Genomic DNA, 16,614 nt, shown 5'->3' with positions numbered 1-16,614 from the left:
CGGGGGTGGCCCCCCTCTTTGTGGGGGGGGCCGCCGTCGGGGTTTTTTTTTATTCGCTTGGGGGGGGGGCCGCCCCCCCCCCCCCCCCCCCCCCCCCGCTCCGGGTTGACGCTGCCGGCGAGCCGACGGGCCGTCAGACCTCCACCACGACAGGCAGGATCATCGGACGGCGTCGGTACGTGTCCGAGACCCACTTGCCGATGGTCCTGCGCACCAGCTGCTGCAGCTGGTGGGGTTCGACGACCCCGTCCTGGGCCGAGCGTTCCAGTGCCTCGACGACCTTGGGGAGCACCGCGGCGAAGGCCGAGTCCTCGATGCCGGAGCCGCGGGCCTGGACGTGCGGGCCCCCGGTGATCTTGCCGGTGGACGAATCCATGACCACGAAGACCGAGATGATGCCCTCGTCGCCGAGGATCTTGCGGTCCTTCAGGGCCGGCTCGCCCACGTCACCGACCGACAGGCCGTCGACGTAGACGTATCCCGCCTGGACCTTGCCGGAGATCTTCGCCTTGCCCTCGACGAGGTCCACGACAACGCCGTCCTCGGCGATGACGATGCGGTCGTGCGGGACGCCGGTCAGAGCGCCCAGTTCGGCGTTGGCACGCAGGTGGCGCCATTCGCCGTGGACCGGCATCAGGTTCCTGGGGCGGCAGATGTTGTAGAAGTACAGCAGCTCGCCGGCCGAGGCGTGGCCCGAGACGTGGACCTTGGCGTTCCCCTTGTGCACGACATTGGCGCCCCAGCGGGTCAGGCCGTTGATCACGCGGTAGACCGCGTTCTCGTTGCCCGGGATGAGGGACGACGCGAGGATCACCGTGTCGCCCTGGACGATGCGGATCTGGTGGTCCCGGTTGGCCATGCGGGAGAGGGCGGCCATCGGCTCGCCCTGCGAGCCCGTGCAGACCAGGACGACTTCGCTGTCGGGAAGGTCGTCCAGCGTCTTGACGTCCACGACCAGGCCCGGCGGGACCCTCAGGTAGCCGAGGTCCCGGGCGATGCCCATGTTGCGGACCATGGAACGGCCGACGAAAGCGACCCGGCGACCGTACTCGTGGGCCGCGTCCAGGATCTGCTGGATGCGGTGGACGTGGCTGGCGAAGCTCGCCACGATGATCCGCTTGCGCGCGCCGGCGAAGACCTGGCGCAGCACGTTCGAGATGTCGCGCTCGGGCGGGACGAAGCCCGGGACCTCGGCGTTCGTCGAGTCCGAGAGGAGGAGGTCGATGCCCTCCTCGCTGAGGCGCGCGAAGGCGTGCAGGTCCGTGAGACGGCCGTCCAGCGGGAGCTGGTCCATCTTGAAGTCGCCGGTGTGGACGGCCATGCCCGCGGGGGTGCGGATGGCGACGGCCAGCGCGTCCGGGATGGAGTGGTTGACCGCGACGAACTCGCAGTCGAAGGGGCCGATGCGCTCGCGGTGTCCCTCCGCCACCTCAAGGGTGTACGGGCGGATGCGGTGTTCCTGGAGCTTGGCCTCGATCAGGGCCAGGGTCAGCTTGGAGCCGATCAGCGGGATGTCCGGCTTCTCCCGGAGGAGGAAGGGGACGCCGCCGATGTGGTCCTCGTGGCCGTGGGTGAGGACGATGCCCTCGATGTCGTCGAGGCGGTCCCGGATGGACGAGAAGTCCGGCAGGATCAGGTCGATTCCGGGCTGCTCCTCCTCGGGGAAGAGCACTCCGCAGTCGACGATCAGCAGACGGCCGCCGTACTCGAAGACCGTCATGTTGCGGCCGATCTCGCCGAGGCCGCCCAGGGGCGTGACCCGGAGGCCACCCTTGGGGAGCGCGGGGGGACGGCCCAGTTCAGGGTGCGGATGACTCAAAAGACTCTCCTCACCACACACGCCACGTACCGGTGGGCACGTGGCGCGCGTGACGTTCGTGCAGAAGCAGTTGTCGGAATGGGGTGCGGGCACCGGTGGCCCGCCTGTTCAGTTGTGAAGTCCGTCCGGTCGTGCGGTGGTGCGAAGTCTGTTGTCAGAGCTGTACCCCGCCGGCGGCAAGATCGATCTTGAGCTGCTCGGTCTCCTCGGGCGTGAGGCCGACCATGGGGGCGCGCAGCGGACCCGCCGGCAGTCCCTGGAGCGCGAGCGCGGCCTTGGTGGTCATGACGCCCTGGGTGCGGAACATCCCGGTGAAGACGGGGAGCAGCTTCTGGTGGATCTCGAGGGCCTTCTGCACATCGCCCGCGACGTGTGCGTCCACCATGGCGCGCAGTTCGGGGGTGACGACGTGGCCGACGACCGAGACGAAGCCGACCGCGCCCACGGAGAGCAGCGGCAGGTTCAGCATGTCGTCACCGGAGTACCAGGCGAGGCCGGAGCGGGCGATGGCCCAGCTGGCGCGGCCGAGGTCGCCCTTGGCGTCCTTGTTGGCGACGATGCGCGGGTGCTCGGCGAGGCGGACCAGCGTCTCGGTGTTGATCGGGACGCCGCTGCGGCCGGGGATGTCGTAGAGCATGACCGGCAGCGTCGAGGCGTCGGCGATGGCCGTGAAGTGCTGGTACAGGCCCTCCTGAGGGGGCTTGTTGTAGTACGGCGTGACGAGCAGGAGGCCGTGGGCGCCGGTGCGCTCGGCGGCGCGGGCCAGCTCGATGCTGTGCTGGGTGTTGTTGGTACCGACTCCGGCGACCACGTGGGCGCGGTCGCCGACGGCTTCCAGGACGGCCCGTACGAGGTCCGCTTTCTCCGCGTCGCTGGTGGTGGGGGACTCGCCGGTGGTCCCGTTGATGATCAGGCCGTCGTTGCCTGCGTCCACCAGGTGGGCGGCGAGCCGCTGCGCGCCGTCGAGGTCGAGTGCGCCGTCCGCCGTGAAGGGCGTGACCATGGCGGTGAGGACCCGCCCGAAGGGGGTCTGCGGAGTGGAGGTCGGAGCCATGGGTTACACGCTACTCGTTGCTCAGGGCGGGGTCTGCCCTCGGGGGAGGCGGCAGGCCGGGAGAGAGGTGGAGCCCGGCACTGCCTGCTCGGGGGTTCAAGCAGTGCCGGGTCCCTTTGATCAGGCTAGATGAACTTCTCAGAATGCCGCAATACGGACACTTCGGGTGGCTGATGCGTACATGTGTACCCGCGGCGCGTCAGCGGTCCCGCACCGCGGTCCTGCGTCGGCTCACGGCGCCACGCGACCGTTGGCGTTGAAGGCCGCGTAGGTGAGCGGCATCAGCCTGGCCCACTCCTCCTCCATCCTCTCGCCGACCATCTCGATCTCGCGCTGCGGGAAGGAGGGGACCTTCGCCAGCTCGTGCTGGGTGCGCAGGCCGAGGAAGTGCATCAGCGAGCGGGCGTTGCAGGTGGCGTACATCGACGAGTAGAGGCCGACGGGGAGCACCGAGCGGGCCACCTCGCGGGCGACACCGGCGGCGAGCATCTCCTGGTACGTCCGGTAGGCCTGGCGGTAGGAGTCCTCCATCGACCGGCTCACCAGCTCGTGCTGCTCGGGGGTGCCCTCGACGAAGACGTACTTGCCCGGACGGCCCTGCTGGACCAGCTTGCGGTCCTGCCCCGGCACGTAGAAGACCGGCTGGAGCTCCCGGTAGCGGCCCGACTCCTCGTTGTAGGACCAGCCGACGCGGTGTCGCATGAACTCGCGGAAGACGAAGATCGGGGCGCTGATGAAGAAGGTCATCGAGTTGTGCTCGAACGGGCTGCCGTGCCGGTCCCGCATCAGGTAGTTGATCAGGCCCTTGGAACGCTCCGGGTCCTTCTGCAGCTCGTCCAGGGACTGCTCCCCGACGGTCGAGACGCGGGCGGCGAACAGCACGTCGGAGTCGGTCGCGCTGTTCTTGACCAGCTCGACGGTGACGTCGCTGCGGAGGTCGATCTTGAAATCGTCGGCGGGTGTGTCGGTCACGGGTGGAGGGCCTTCCCATCTGGTCGCTTGGCGACGCCACTCTACGGCCGCGGACCCCGCGCCCGCCGAATGGGGCGTTCGGTGCTGTGCCGCGATGAATTCGGTGAAACAGGGCACCCGCGGGGGCGTTCGTTCGTCTGTATGAGTAACAGCACCTGACTCAGCGGTGCACTCGGTCCCCGAAAGGAGACACAGCCTTCATGATCCGCCGGCGTGAACCCGTGCCGTTCGCCTTCGTCGCCGAAGCCGACAGGTTCCGCAGCAATGTCACACCCCCGCCCCGGGAGCGGGCGTCCTTCGGCCAGCTGGCCGGGCGCTGGCTGCTCGGCCTCACCGTCGTCGCCGGGATCGCGGGTTCCCTCGTCATCGGGATGCCCGCGCTGTCGGCCGACCAGCCGTCCGGGCACAAACAGCCGTCGCAGGCCTCCGAGAAGCGTTAACAGCGGCTCGGACCGGTCGGCCCTGACTCCATCCGGGGACCCGAGGGTGGTGAGCTCAGACACAGGTCGGTAGCCTCACCGGGCACAGCACCAGCCATGGAACGAGTGAGGACCAGCCGTGCCCCTGCCCTTCCTGACGGCCGACCGCGCCTTCGACGCCACCGACGACGTCGCGCTGCCGCACGACGACCGTGACCTCTGGCGTCGGCCCTACCGGCCGGGGCCGTGGCGGGTGGGGGTGGCGGCGCTGATGCTGCTGCTCGCCTCGTTCGTCCTGTTCGCGGCGGTCATCATCGCGGCGACGGACTCGCTGTCCTCCGCCGGTGTGGTGTTCGGCGTCGCGCTGGTCGTCATCGTGTGCGCCCTTCGGCTGCTGCGCATGGGCGCGTGGGTGAACGCGCACGGGGTGCGGCACGTGAGCTTCTTCAGCACGCGCACGGTGGCCTGGCAGCAGGTCGCCAGCGTGCGGACGGTGCAGCAGCCGGTGCGCTGGCTCGGGCTGCCGCGCACCGTGCAGGGGCAGGCGCTGCTCCTGGTGCGCCAGGGCCGGTCCGGAGAGACCTTTCCTCCGCTGCTGACCACGCACAACGCCGACTTCCTCGCCCGGGAGGAGTCCTTCGACCGGGCGGCGGACGCCGTGGAGGCGTGGGCCGCCGAGTATCGGCAGGGCTGAGGAGCGCAGGGCGATCGCCCGCTGCATCGCCTTGCGGGCGCGCGGAGTGTCGCGCGCGTCGTGGTAGGCGACGGCCAGCCGGAACCAGGTGCGCCAGTCACCGGGGGCGTCCTCCGTCTCGGCTTTGCGCAGGGCGAAGACCGCGTCGGCCGAGTCGCGGTCGATGCGGCCGCTGGGGGTGCGCTTCAGCTCGTCGACGGGCAGTCCGCCCTCGGCGTCGAGTTCGGCGGCGAGGGCGTTGGCCTTGCGGACGAACTGGGTGTTCTTCCACAGGAACCACACGCCGATCACCGGCAGGATCAGTACCGCGATGCCGAAGGTGACGGCGACGGGTGTGCCGGTGCCGATGAGCATGACACCGCGGCTGCCGACCAGGGCGAAGTAGAAGACCAGGACGGCGGCCGTGACGGCGTAGGAGATTTTCGCGCGCATGGGTCAGGGGCTCGGTTCGGGGCTCGGTACAGGGCTCGGTCCGGGGCTCAGTTCAAATCCAGGAAGTGTTCCAGGCCGAAGGTGAGGCCCGGAGTGGTGACCACCCGGCGGGCGCCCAGCAGGATGCCCGGCATGAAGCTGCTGTGGTGCAGGGAGTCGTGCCGGACGGTGAGGGTCTCCCCCTCGGCGCCGAGCAGGACCTCCTGGTGGGCCAGCAGGCCGCGCAGCCGGACCGCGTGGACCGGGACACCGTCGACGTCCGCGCCGCGGGCGCCGTCCAGCGCCGTGGCAGTGGCGTCGGGCGCCGGAGCGGTGCCTGCCTTCTGCCGGGCCTGGGCGATGAGCTGCGCGGTGCGGGTGGCGGTGCCGCTGGGGGCGTCCACCTTGTTCGGGTGGTGCAGCTCGACGACCTCGACGGACTCGAAGTAGGGGGCCGCGATCTGCGCGAACTTCATGGTGAGCACGGCGCCGATGGAGAAGTTGGGCGCGATGAGCACGCCCGTCCTGGGGGAGGCGTCGAGCCAGGAGGTCAGCCGCGCGAGGCGCTCGTCGGTCCAGCCGGTGGTGCCGACGACGGCGTGGATGCCGTGGCGTACGCAGTAGTCGAGGTTGTCCATCACCGAGTCGGGGGTGGTCAGCTCGACGGCGACCTGGGCGCCGGCCTCGGCCAGCACGTCCAGGCTGTCGCCCCGGCCGAGGGCGGCGACCAGCTCCATGTCCTCGGCGGCCTCGACCGCCCGTACCGCCTCGGAGCCGATCCGGCCCTTGGCACCGAGGACGGCCACGCGCAGCTTGCTCATGATTTCGTTCGCTTCCTTACCGGGAGGGTCGGGGCCGGGTGGATCAGGCAACGGCGTCGTGCAGCCGGGACGCCTGCTTGTCCTTCAGCGGGCCGATGACCGACAGGGACGGTCGCCGGCCCAGGACGTCGCGGGCGACGGCGCGGACGTCGTCCGGCGTGACCGAGGCTATCCGGGCCAGCATGTCGTCGACGGACATCTGCTCGCCCCAGCACAGTTCGCTCTTGCCGATACGGTTCATCAGCGCGCCGGTGTCCTCCAGGCCGAGGACGGTGGAGCCCCTCAGCTGGCCGATCGCGCGGCCGATCTCGTCGTCGGTGAGGCCGTGCTCGGCGACGTGGTCGAGCTCGTCGCGGCAGATCTGCAGCACGTCGTGCACCTGGGAGGGCCTGCACCCCGCGTACACGCCGAACAGACCGCAGTCGGCGAAGCCCGACGTGTACGAGTACACGCTGTAGGCCAGGCCCCGCTTCTCGCGGACCTCCTGGAACAGGCGCGAGGACATGCCGCCGCCGAGGGCGGTGTTGAGGACGCCCATGGCCCAGCGGCGCTCGTCGGTGCGGGCCAGGCCCGGCATGCCGAGGATGACGTGGGCCTGCTCGGTCTTGCGGCCGATCAGCTCCACCCGGCCGGCGGCACGGATGGTGCGCCGTCCGTCGCGCGGGGCGATGGGCGCGGCCACCGGCTCCCGGAAGGCGCCGGCCTTCTCGAAGGCGGCGCGGACCTGGCGTACGACCTTGTTGTGGTCGACGTTGCCGGCCGCGGCGACCACCAGGTGCGTGGGGTCGTAGTGCTTCTTGTAGAAGCGGCGGATGCGGTCGGCGGTGAGGGCGTTGACCGTGTCGACGGTGCCGAGGACGGGGCGGCCCAGGGCGTTGTCGCCGAACATGGTGTGCGCGAACAGGTCGTGCACGCAGTCACCGGCGTCGTCCTCGGTCATCGCGATCTCTTCGAGGATCGCGCCGCGCTCGACGTCCACGTCCTCCTCGCGGATGAGCGAGCCGGTCAGCATGTCGCAGACCACGTCGATGGCGAGCGGCAGGTCGGTGTCGAGGACGCGTGCGTAGTAGCACGTGTACTCCTTGGCCGTGAACGCGTTCATCTCGCCGCCGACCGCGTCGATCGCGGAGGAGATGTCCAGGGCGCTGCGCCCACGGGTGCCCTTGAAGAGCAGGTGCTCCAGGTAGTGGGTGGCGCCGTTCAGGGCCGGGGTCTCGTCGCGGGAGCCGACGTGCGCCCAGATGCCGAAGGTCGCGGAACGGACCGAGGGCAGGGTCTCGGTGACGATGCGCAGGCCGCCCGGGAGGGTGGTCTTGCGGACCGTGCCGATGCCGTGCTCGCCCTTGATCAGGGTTTGGGTACGGGCGACGGCCCGCGCCTCCGAGGAGGTGCGGGCCGTCGCCTTGGAGCCACGGGACGTCACTGGTCGGCGTCGTCCTTCGTGTCCTCGGCGCCCTCTTCGCCCTCGATCACGGGGATCAGGGAGAGCTTGCCGCGGGAGTCGATCTCGGCGATCTCGACCTGGACCTTCTGGCCCACGCCGAGGACGTCCTCGACGTTCTCCACGCGCTTGCCGCCGGCGAGCTTGCGGATCTGCGAGATGTGCAGCAGACCGTCCTTGCCGGGCAGCAGGGAGACGAACGCGCCGAAGGTGGTCGTCTTGACGACCGTGCCCAGGTAGCGCTCGCCGACCTCGGGCATGGTCGGGTTGGCGATGCCGTTGATCGTCGCGCGGGCGGCCTCGGCGGCCGGGCCGTCGGCGGCACCGATGTAGATGGTGCCGTCGTCCTCGATCGTGATGTCGGCGCCCGTGTCCTCCTGGATCTGGTTGATCATCTTGCCCTTGGGGCCGATGACCTCACCGATCTTGTCGACGGGGATCTTCACGGTGATGATCCGCGGCGCGTTCGGGGACATCTCGTCCGGCGTGTCGATCGCTTCCATCATCACGTCGAGGATGTGGAGGCGGGCGTCACGGGCCTGCTTGAGGGCGGCGGCCAGGACGGAGGCGGGGATGCCGTCCAGCTTGGTGTCGAGCTGGAGGGCGGTCACGAACTCCTTGGTGCCGGCGACCTTGAAGTCCATGTCGCCGAAGGCGTCCTCCGCACCGAGGATGTCGGTGAGGGTGACGTAGTGCGTCTCGCCCTCGATCTCCTGGGAGATCAGGCCCATGGCGATACCGGCGACGGGGGCCTTCAGCGGCACACCGGCGTTCAGCAGCGACATGGTGGAGGCGCAGACCGAGCCCATGGACGTCGAGCCGTTGGAGCCGAGGGCCTCGGACACCTGGCGGATCGCGTACGGGAACTCCTCGCGCGTCGGCAGCACCGGCACGAGCGCGCGCTCGGCGAGGGCGCCGTGGCCGATCTCGCGGCGCTTCGGGGAGCCGACGCGGCCGGTCTCACCGGTGGAGTACGGCGGGAAGTTGTAGTTGTGCATGTAACGCTTGCGGGTCACCGGGGAGAGGGTGTCCAGCTGCTGCTCCATGCGGAGCATGTTGAGGGTGGTGACGCCCAGGATCTGGGTCTCGCCACGCTCGAACAGCGCCGAGCCGTGCACGCGCGGGATGGCCTCGACCTCGGCGGCCAGGGTGCGGATGTCGGTGACACCGCGGCCGTCGATGCGCTTCTTCTCCTTGATGACGCGCTCGCGGACCAGGGACTTGGTCAGCGAGCGGTACGCGGCGGAGATCTCCTTCTCGCGGCCCTCGAACTCCGGCAGGAGCTTCTCGGCGGCGAGCGCCTTGACGCGGTCCAGCTCGGCCTCGCGCTCCTGCTTGCCGGCGATGGTGAGCGCCTGGGCCAGCTCGGGCTTGACGGCACCGGTGAGCGCCTCGAGAACGTCGTCCTGGTAGTCCAGGAAGATCGGGAACTCGCCGGTCGGCTTCGCGGCCTTCGAGGCGAGGTCGGCCTGGGCGCGGCACAGCACCTTGATGAAGGGCTTCGCGGCGTCCAGGCCGGCGGCGACGATCTCCTCGGTGGGCGCCTCGGCGCCGCCCTCGACGAGCTTGATGGTCTTCTCGGTGGCCTCGGCCTCGACCATCATGATCGCGACGTCGCCGTCCTCCAGGGTGCGGCCCGCGACGACCATGTCGAAGACGGCGTCCTCGAGCTCGGAGTGCGTCGGGAACGCTACCCACTGGCCGCGGATCAGCGCGACGCGGACGCCGCCGATCGGGCCGGAGAAGGGCAGGCCGGCCAGCTGCGTGGACGCGGAGGCGGCGTTGATCGCCACGACGTCGTACAGGTGGTCGGGGTTGAGCGCCATGATCGTCGCGACGACCTGGATCTCGTTGCGCAGGCCCTTCTTGAAGGACGGGCGCAGCGGGCGGTCGATGAGGCGGCAGGTGAGGATCGCGTCCTCGGAGGGCCGGCCCTCACGGCGGAAGAAGCTGCCGGGGATCTTGCCGGCCGAGTACATCCGCTCCTCGACGTCCACCGTGAGGGGGAAGAAGTCGAGCTGGTCCTTGGGGTTCTTCGAGGCGGTGGTGGCCGACAGCACCATGGTGTCGTCGTCCAGGTACGCCACGGCGCTGCCGGCGGCCTGGCGGGCCAGGCGGCCGGTCTCGAAGCGGATGGTGCGGGTGCCGAAGGCGCCGTTGTCGATGACGGCCTCGGCGTAGTGGGTCTCGTTCTCCACCAGCGAATTCTCCATTACGTGTCGTCTTTTGTCCCTCCTCGCCCGTGTGGCGGGGGGACGGGGCGGAGAAGCGCTCATCCGGTGCGGGCCGGTCTTCGATCGAAGCACCCGGGGTGCTGTCCCCGGGGGCCACTACCGAGGACCGGCGGCGGCGAGGTGCGCTCCTCCTCCTCGTGCACCGCGTACGTCTTGTACGCGTGCGTGTCTGTGCGTTTCGTTCGGTGTCGTGCGTTCGTACGTCGTGCGTCTCGTGTTCTGCTACCACACTACAAAGCCGCGGCGACACTGCGCACGTACAGCAAAGGGAGCGGCCCCCGAACGATGGGAACCGCTCCCTTCACGGCGTCTTACTTGGCGCCCGCCGCACCGCGGCGGATGCCGAGGCGCTCGACCAGCGCACGGAAGCGCTGGATGTCCTTCTTGGCGAGGTACTGCAGCAGCCGGCGGCGCTGGCCGACCAGGATCAGCAGACCACGACGGGAGTGGTGGTCGTGCTTGTGGGTCTTGAGGTGCTCCGTCAGGTCGGAGATGCGACGGGACAGCAGAGCGACCTGGACCTCGGGGGAGCCGGTGTCGCCCTCCTTGGTACCGAACTCGGTGATGATCTGCTTCTTCACTGCGGCGTCGAGCGACACGCGTACTCCTCTGGTCTGTGAGTGGCCACCGAGTGCCCCCGGTCTACGTCTCGGGGGATCTTCCGTGACTCGGAAGGCGGGGATCCGCTGGGCGCGGCCTCCAGGGCTCGGGGCTCCGGGGGCGCGTACACAAACGGCCGTCACACAGCGTACCAGTCCGGGTGGACACCCCCGGCCCGGGGCCCGGGGAGCGGGCGGTCACTCCGGCGGGCACGGACATCGGCAAACCGCTGACCTGGAGAATCGCGGCCACTAGGGTAGCCGCACAGCCGACCGCAGGACAGGAAGGACCGAGCCGCGATGGCCGATGCCGAGGACCTCGAACTCAAGGCGCGCAAGGAACGGGAGCGGGACGAGCTCTACTCCCTCGACATCTCCGGTGTCGAATGGCACAGCGCGCCCGGCACCGAGGAGCACGAGGAGCGGGTGGAGATCGCCTACCTCCCCGCCGGCGCCGTCGCCATGCGGTCGTCGCTCGACCCCGGCACCGTGCTGCGGTACACGGAGGCGGAGTGGCGGGCGTTCGTGCTGGGTGCGCGGGACGGGGAGTTCGATCTGGAGCCGGCGTCGCGGGACGGGGACGCCGGACCGCGGTGACGTGCGGGCGGGGAGGCGACCGGGCAGGCTCAGGGCTTCTCCGCCGCGCCGCTCCCGATGCCCAGGACCAGGTAGAGCCACTGCTTCTTCTGTTCGCCCGAGGGACCGTTCGCGGACTTGCGGCCGAAGAAGATCCGGCCGTCCTGGACGACGATGTCGTTCTCGTTCATCACCGTCATCGTCTCGGCCTCGGCCGGGAGGCCGAAGTAGAAGCACGGGACCTGCTCGCCCGTCCCGGGGTCGAGCGCGACCAGCGCGTTCGGTGAGATGTGGTCCTCGCTCAGGCGCAGGGCGAGGAGCTGGTCACCGCTCATCCGCACCGGCTGGAGCAGGGATCCCGGACCGGAGTCGAACTTCTTCGTCGTGTTCCCCGTCTCCAGGTCGAAGCCGATGATCCAGTTGGAGACCTGCTTCTCGAGCTGGTCCTTGCTGCGGATGAAGACCTGGTCCGCGCCGACGGCGATGGTCGGGCAGTCGTCGATGACCAGGTAGTCCGTGTAGGAGCAGTCGGCGACGTACGCGCCGTTGCGCAGGCTGATCGTGGCGCGGTCGCGGCCCTTGTCGTCGAGGGACAGCAGGTCGGTGATCTCGATGTCGCCGCCCGAGACGGCGAGGACCGCCGGCTCGGTGGAGGCCACCTTGAGGTCGCGGATGCCCTCGGCGGCGGTGTAGGTCCACACGGTCCGGCCCGTGGCGGGGTCCACCTTGCGCACCTTGTACCCGATGTACTGGTAGGAGGTGTCCGGCACGCTCTTGTCGCCGGTCCAGCACTTCTGACGGACGATCAGCGCGCGTCCGCCCGCGGCGCCCATGTCCTGGCAGGGGCTGGTGGCCGTGGTGGACCAGCGGCGCTCACCCTTCTCCATGCCGTACGCGGTGGTACCGCCGCCCCAGGTCACGGCGACGGTGTCGTGCGTCAGGGTCACGCTCGGCAGGTCCTGGCCGGCGTCCTGCGCCGGCTGGAGGCCGGACGGGGAGGTGGGGAAGCGGGCCTCCCAGACCATGCGGCCGTCGTCGAGGTCGACGAAGGCGACCTGGTTGCAATAGGCGTCCTCCGCCCAGTCGTTGGCCCGGAAGAGGACGGCGGTGCGGTTGTCGCCGGTCACATGGCGGGTGTAGCCGCAGATGGGACCGTCGAGACCGAGCTTCCACTCCTCCTCGCCGGGCTCGATGTCGGTGCCGACGCGCATGCCGACGAGGGTCTTGTTGATGCCCTTGGCGAGGATGCGGTCCGTGGCCCACATGCCCGGCATCTCCACGCGCTCACCGGGGTTCATGTCGTCCACGGAGAACCGGAAGGCCATCTCGCCCACGGTGCTCGCGGGTTGTCTCTCGACCGTCTCCCGTACATCGAGGGGGCCCTGCGCGTCCGCGACCCCCTTCTCGTCGTGGGAGGCGCTCCCGCCGTCCCCGCCGCCCCACAGGAGCCAGCCGCCGGTGCCCGACGCCGCGACGAGTACGACCGCGAGCAGCGCGGTCAGTGCCTTGCGCACCTTCCGTCCGGGGTTCCGTTCGTGGGTCCCCGCGGCCGGCGGGGGCTGGGGCATGGAGGGGGGCGGGCCGAAGCTCACGCGTGGGTCCTCTTCCTGGTCATGTTCCTGGTCATGGGGTTTCCCGCGAAGGGATGACGACAAAGGGATGCGACAAGCGTCCCCACTATGCCGGTGCCTTGATCACTCGCGGGTACGGGAGAGCCCTCTCCGACCGAGTTCTGTCCGAGGTCTGTCCGACTTGTTCACGGATGTCGCGTGGCGGATGCACGGATTCGGAAACGAGGTACGGCACTTCGGGGCAGGCTGTGACGCAATGGGCAGATGCTGAGGTGAGGACGGGGCTGCCGGGGTGGGGCGTGTGGTGATTAGGCTGGTGTCCGGCGCGACGCCAGAACCCGTGGACGGGGCGTCGGCGTCGTACGGGGAGGGCCGACGATCGGACGACCTCGTTTCACTTCGGACAACGTCGGACGACAAAAGCGGTCGCCCCAGCACGGCTTGAGGGGCTCGACCACACCAGGAGGAACTGTGAGCAGCGATCGGGACGGGATCCGCGGGGGCTGGGCGACGCCCGGCGATGACCAACCCGACACGGAGTCCGCAGTCGAGACGACGGGCGAGTTCACCATCGACTACGCCCCGCCCGCCTGGTACACGCAGAACGCCTCCAGCGACTCGGGTCAGGGGCGAGGGCAAGGAGCGGGGAGTTCGGGTGCCGGTGCCGCGTCCGGTGCCGCCGCTCCTTCCGGTCCGGCTGCTCCTCGTGGGCCGGTTCCGCCGCTGCCGGGGCTGACTCCCCCGCCGCATGCTGCCGGGGCCGGGAGTCCCTCGTCCTTTCCGGCTCCCTCGCCGGGGGCGCCCTTCACTCCGCCGCCGCCCGCTCCGGGCACCGCGTTCACGCCGCCTCCGCCGCCGGGTCCAGGGGCGCCCTTCACTCCGCCCGCGCCGTCGGCCGGTGGGCCGGCCGGAGTCCCCAAGCTGCCGGTCGGGAGCGGCTTCGAGCCGCAGCAGCCCGAGCAGTCGCAGGGACGTGAGGAGTCCGAGCCCGAGGCGGAGCCGCGGGTGCCGTCCGAGCCGGCGCCCGCCGCGGACCCGGCCTCCCCGACGGCCGTACCGGCGTTTCCCGCCGGCGGGTTCCAGCTCCAGGCACCCGCTCCTCCCCCGCCGGTCGAGGAACCGGAGCCCGAGGAGGAGCCCGGCAACGGTGACCTGGAGAGCGGCGCCACCATGCGCTTCTCCGCCGCCGCCCTCAAGCGGGAGATCACCGAGCATGCCGCGGCCGAGGACGCCGGGCAGGACGAGGAGCGGCCGGAACCGGAGGCCGACGAAGCCGAAGCCGGCGTCGGTGACGACGTACCGGTCCCTGCCGACGAGGCGGATGAGGATGTGCCGGACGCCACCGACGAGGTTCTCCCGGTGGCGGACGACGCCGATGCCGACGCCGACCGGCGGGACGACGTACTTGATGAGGGCGGTACGCCCGACGCTGCCGACACCTCAGACACCTCCGATACGGCCGATACCACTGATACGGCTGATGACGGGGCCGAGTCGCTGCCTCCCGCCCCGGCTCCGGGCGACGAACCCGAGGACGCGGTGCCCGAGCCCCGGGACACCCAGGGGCCCACGACGGACGTCGTGACACCCGCTGCCGAGCCCACGGACGCCGTTCCGAACGACAGCGCACGCTCGGACGCCGCGCCCGAGGACGCCGTCCCGGCCGACGCCCCGCCCGCGGCGCAGGCTGCGGTGCCGCCGCTGCCTCCGTCGTACCCTCCCGCCGCCCCGGCCCCGGCGAACCAGTGGCCCGCGGAGCCGCAGCCCGCCCCCGCCGCTCCGGCGCAGCAGCCCCCGTTCCAGCCGCAGGCGCCCCAGCCGGCGCCCGCCGCGTGGAATCCGCCGGCCACCGCGCCGACGCCGCCGAACCACGCGTTCCCGCACCAGGCGCCCCCGCAGCCCGCGCCGCAGCAGGGCTACGGCTTCCCGCAGCCGGGCGCCACGGCACCGGCGGCACCGCAGCCGGCGGCCCAGCAACCGGGCGGCGCTCCCACCCCCGCGGCCGGTTACGGGTTCCCGCAGACGCCCGCGTCGCACGGGCAGGAGCCGCAGCCCCAACCCCACCCCGGCATGGCCCCGGGGGTGCCCCAGCCCCAGCCCCAGCCCGGCGTACCGCAGCAGGGGCAGCCGCAGAGCCCTGCCGCACAGCCCCCGCAGGCAGCTCAGCAGGGCTTCGCTCCGCAGGTCCCCCCGGCCCAGTCGGCGGCTCAGCCCATGGCCCAGCCGGACCAGGCCGCACAGACCCCGCCGGTACCGGCCGCCCAGCAGCCGCACCAGGCACCGCCCGCGCCGCAGCCGGCCCAGTCCGCGCCGCAGCCCGGGCAGCCGGACCAGCCCCACCCCCAGCAGCCCGTGGACCCCCGCCTCGGCGCCGCCTGGCCGCAGCCCATGCAGCACGACCAGCGGCAGCCCACCAACCCGGGTGCCGCGCCGCTCGGTTACACGGCGGCCGTGGAGCTGTCGTCGGACCGGCTGCTCAACAACAAGAAGCAGAAGGCGAAGAGCAGCCGCCCCGCGGCCGGCGGCTCGCGCTTCAAGCTCGGCGGGAAGAAGGAGGAGGCCGAGCGGCAGCGGAAGCTGGAGCTGATCCGCACCCCGGTGCTCTCCTGCTACCGCATCGCGGTCATCAGCCTCAAGGGCGGCGTCGGCAAGACGACCACCACCACCGCGCTCGGCTCCACGCTCGCCACCGAGCGGCAGGACAAGATCCTCGCGATCGACGCCAACCCGGACGCCGGTACGCTCGGCCGCCGCGTGCGCCGCGAGACGGGGGCGACCATCCGCGACCTCGTCCAGGCGATCCCGTACCTCAACTCGTACATGGACATCCGGCGGTTCACCTCGCAGGCCGCGTCGGGGCTGGAGATCATCGCCAACGACGTGGACCCGGCCGTGTCCACGACCTTCAACGACGAGGACTACCGGCGCGCGATCGACGTCCTCGGCAAGCAGTACCCGATCATCCTCACCGACTCGGGCACCGGGCTCCTCTACAGCGCCATGCGCGGCGTGCTCGACCTCGCCGACCAGCTCATCATCATCTCCACGCCGTCCGTGGACGGTGCGAGCAGCGCCAGTACGACGCTGGACTGGCTCTCCGCGCACGGGTACGCCGACCTCGTGTCCCGTTCCCTCACCGTCATCTCGGGTGTCCGCGAGACCGGCAAGATGATCAAGGTGGACGACATCGTCGGGCACTTCCAGACACGGTGCCGCGGCGTGGTCGTGGTCCCGTTCGACGAGCATCTGGCCGCCGGTGCCGAGGTGGACCTCGACATGATGCGGCCGAAGGTGCGGGAGGCGTACTTCAACCTGGCGGCGATGGTCGCCGAGGACTTCGTCCGCCACCAGCAGATGCACGGGCTGTGGACGTCCGACGGCAACCCGCCGCCGGTCGCCGCCCCGCCCATGCCGGGCCAGCACCACCCGGGGCAGCCTCCGGTGCCGGGCCAGTACGCCCAGCCCGGGCAGCCCTACCCGCAGCAGCCCGCACAACACCACCCGCAGCAGCCCGCACAGCACCACCCGGGGCAGCCGTACCCCGGGCAGCCGTACCCGCAGCAGCCCGGTTACGGGTATCCGCAGCCGGGGCAGGCGCCTCCCCAGCAGCAGTAGCCCCACCGGTCCCGAACGCCCGCGTCGTCCTCCGACGGCGCGGGCGTTCGCGCATGCGCGGCGTTCACGGAGTTCGCAGGCAGAACCGGTGGGACTCGGCCGTCACGCTCTCACCAGGGAGGCACCAGAGGTCTGAGCCAATGAGAGTGATCCTTCGGTCAACTCCCTGTTTCCGCAGGCCACATGGGGTTTGACGGACCGTTGACGCGTGCAGACTGCCGCTGATAGACACACACTTCATTCCGTCGGCGTCACCCGATCAAGCACGATCGAGCCATTCGCAGTTCGCAGCTCGCTCCAATCTGTTTCGCATCTGTTCACACCTGTTCAAGCCCGCCTCACGCGGGGGCGCACGGCGCCTCCCGCGTGTGATGACGTGAGGTCAGGG

12 protein-coding genes and 1 pseudogene are annotated in these 16,614 nt (G+C 70.6%); 4 read left to right on the top strand and 9 right to left on the bottom strand.

What is annotated here, in order from left to right:
* Positions 1-133 precede the first annotated feature (133 nt).
* The 3 genes from ACFW47_RS28820 to thyX all read right to left on the bottom strand — a co-directional run bounded on the left by ACFW47_RS28820 (position 134) and on the right by thyX (position 3,845).
* The gene (locus ACFW47_RS28820) at positions 134-1,819 is read right to left on the bottom strand and encodes a ribonuclease J (RefSeq protein WP_386289107.1); all 1,686 of its coding nucleotides are present in this window, start codon (positions 1,817-1,819) and stop codon (positions 134-136) included.
* Positions 1,820-1,973: 154 nt separating this feature from the next.
* Positions 1,974-2,873 (bottom strand): 4-hydroxy-tetrahydrodipicolinate synthase, encoded by a 900-nt coding sequence (dapA, locus tag ACFW47_RS28815; RefSeq protein ID WP_386289109.1) that lies wholly within the window; start codon positions 2,871-2,873, stop codon positions 1,974-1,976.
* A gap of 231 nt (positions 2,874-3,104) precedes the next feature.
* Positions 3,105-3,845, bottom strand: a complete 741-nt coding sequence (thyX, locus tag ACFW47_RS28810; protein WP_386289111.1) for an FAD-dependent thymidylate synthase — start codon at positions 3,843-3,845, stop codon at positions 3,105-3,107.
* A 200-nt stretch (positions 3,846-4,045) separates the two neighbouring features.
* On the opposite strand from thyX, the gene ACFW47_RS28805 reads away from it, so the two are divergent.
* Both ACFW47_RS28805 and ACFW47_RS28800 read left to right on the top strand, forming a co-directional pair.
* Positions 4,046-4,285 (top strand): hypothetical protein, encoded by a 240-nt coding sequence (locus ACFW47_RS28805; protein ID WP_386289113.1) that lies wholly within the window; start codon positions 4,046-4,048, stop codon positions 4,283-4,285.
* Between the two features lie 118 nt (positions 4,286-4,403).
* A complete protein-coding gene (locus tag ACFW47_RS28800) occupies positions 4,404-4,958 on the top strand; it encodes a hypothetical protein (RefSeq protein WP_386307544.1) in 555 nt (184 codons plus the stop codon).
* A 6-nt stretch (positions 4,959-4,964) separates the two neighbouring features.
* Here the strand turns inward: ACFW47_RS28800 and ACFW47_RS28795 are convergent.
* The 5 genes and pseudogenes from ACFW47_RS28795 to rpsO form a co-directional block, all read right to left on the bottom strand.
* Positions 4,965-5,390, bottom strand: a pseudogene (locus ACFW47_RS28795) (hypothetical protein); the annotation flags it as partial.
* Between the two features lie 47 nt (positions 5,391-5,437).
* On the bottom strand, positions 5,438-6,190 hold the full coding sequence (gene dapB, locus ACFW47_RS28790; protein WP_386285063.1) for a 4-hydroxy-tetrahydrodipicolinate reductase: 753 nt from the start codon (positions 6,188-6,190) through the stop codon (positions 5,438-5,440).
* A gap of 43 nt (positions 6,191-6,233) precedes the next feature.
* The gene (locus tag ACFW47_RS28785) at positions 6,234-7,613 is read right to left on the bottom strand and encodes a M16 family metallopeptidase (RefSeq protein WP_386285061.1); all 1,380 of its coding nucleotides are present in this window, start codon (positions 7,611-7,613) and stop codon (positions 6,234-6,236) included.
* Entirely contained in the window at positions 7,610-9,829 is a 2,220-nt protein-coding gene (locus ACFW47_RS28780) for a polyribonucleotide nucleotidyltransferase (RefSeq protein ID WP_386285058.1), read from the bottom strand. The genes ACFW47_RS28785 and ACFW47_RS28780 overlap by 4 nt, the downstream gene beginning before the upstream one ends.
* Before the next feature lie 347 nt (positions 9,830-10,176).
* On the bottom strand, positions 10,177-10,464 hold the full coding sequence (gene rpsO / locus ACFW47_RS28775) for a 30S ribosomal protein S15 (RefSeq protein WP_019330982.1): 288 nt from the start codon (positions 10,462-10,464) through the stop codon (positions 10,177-10,179).
* A 300-nt stretch (positions 10,465-10,764) separates the two neighbouring features.
* Here rpsO and ACFW47_RS28770 point away from each other — a divergent pair, with 300 nt between their 5' ends.
* Positions 10,765-11,061, top strand: coding sequence for a DUF397 domain-containing protein (locus ACFW47_RS28770; RefSeq protein WP_386285054.1), 297 nt, complete (start codon positions 10,765-10,767; stop codon positions 11,059-11,061).
* A gap of 29 nt (positions 11,062-11,090) precedes the next feature.
* On the opposite strand, the gene ACFW47_RS28765 is transcribed toward ACFW47_RS28770, so the two are convergent.
* Complete coding sequence (locus tag ACFW47_RS28765) at positions 11,091-12,554, bottom strand: PQQ-binding-like beta-propeller repeat protein (RefSeq protein ID WP_386307542.1); 1,464 nt, start codon at positions 12,552-12,554, stop codon at positions 11,091-11,093.
* 528 nt (positions 12,555-13,082) lie between these two features.
* On the opposite strand from ACFW47_RS28765, the gene ACFW47_RS28760 reads away from it, so the two are divergent.
* A complete protein-coding gene (locus ACFW47_RS28760; protein WP_386307540.1) occupies positions 13,083-16,226 on the top strand; it encodes an SCO5717 family growth-regulating ATPase in 3,144 nt (1,047 codons plus the stop codon).
* Positions 16,227-16,614: the final 388 nt, after the last annotated feature.

It is taken from the genome of Streptomyces sp. NPDC058796 (assembly GCF_042745235.1).
GTDB lineage: Bacteria > Actinomycetota > Actinomycetes > Streptomycetales > Streptomycetaceae > Streptomyces.
Note: the sequence above shows the minus strand (reverse complement) of the source record. Positions and strands in the feature narration are given on the sequence as shown.

Bases quoted from the DNA above. Each gene is read 5' to 3' on its own strand.
- dapA (WP_386289109.1), bottom strand. From the start codon at position 2,873: ATGGCTCCGACCTCCACTCCGCAGACCCCCTTCGGGCGGGTCCTCACC.
- ACFW47_RS28805 (WP_386289113.1), top strand. From the start codon at position 4,046: ATGATCCGCCGGCGTGAACCCGTGCCGTTCGCCTTCGTCGCCGAAGCC.
- dapB (WP_386285063.1), bottom strand. From the start codon at position 6,190: ATGAGCAAGCTGCGCGTGGCCGTCCTCGGTGCCAAGGGCCGGATCGGC.
- ACFW47_RS28770 (WP_386285054.1), top strand. From the start codon at position 10,765: ATGGCCGATGCCGAGGACCTCGAACTCAAGGCGCGCAAGGAACGGGAG.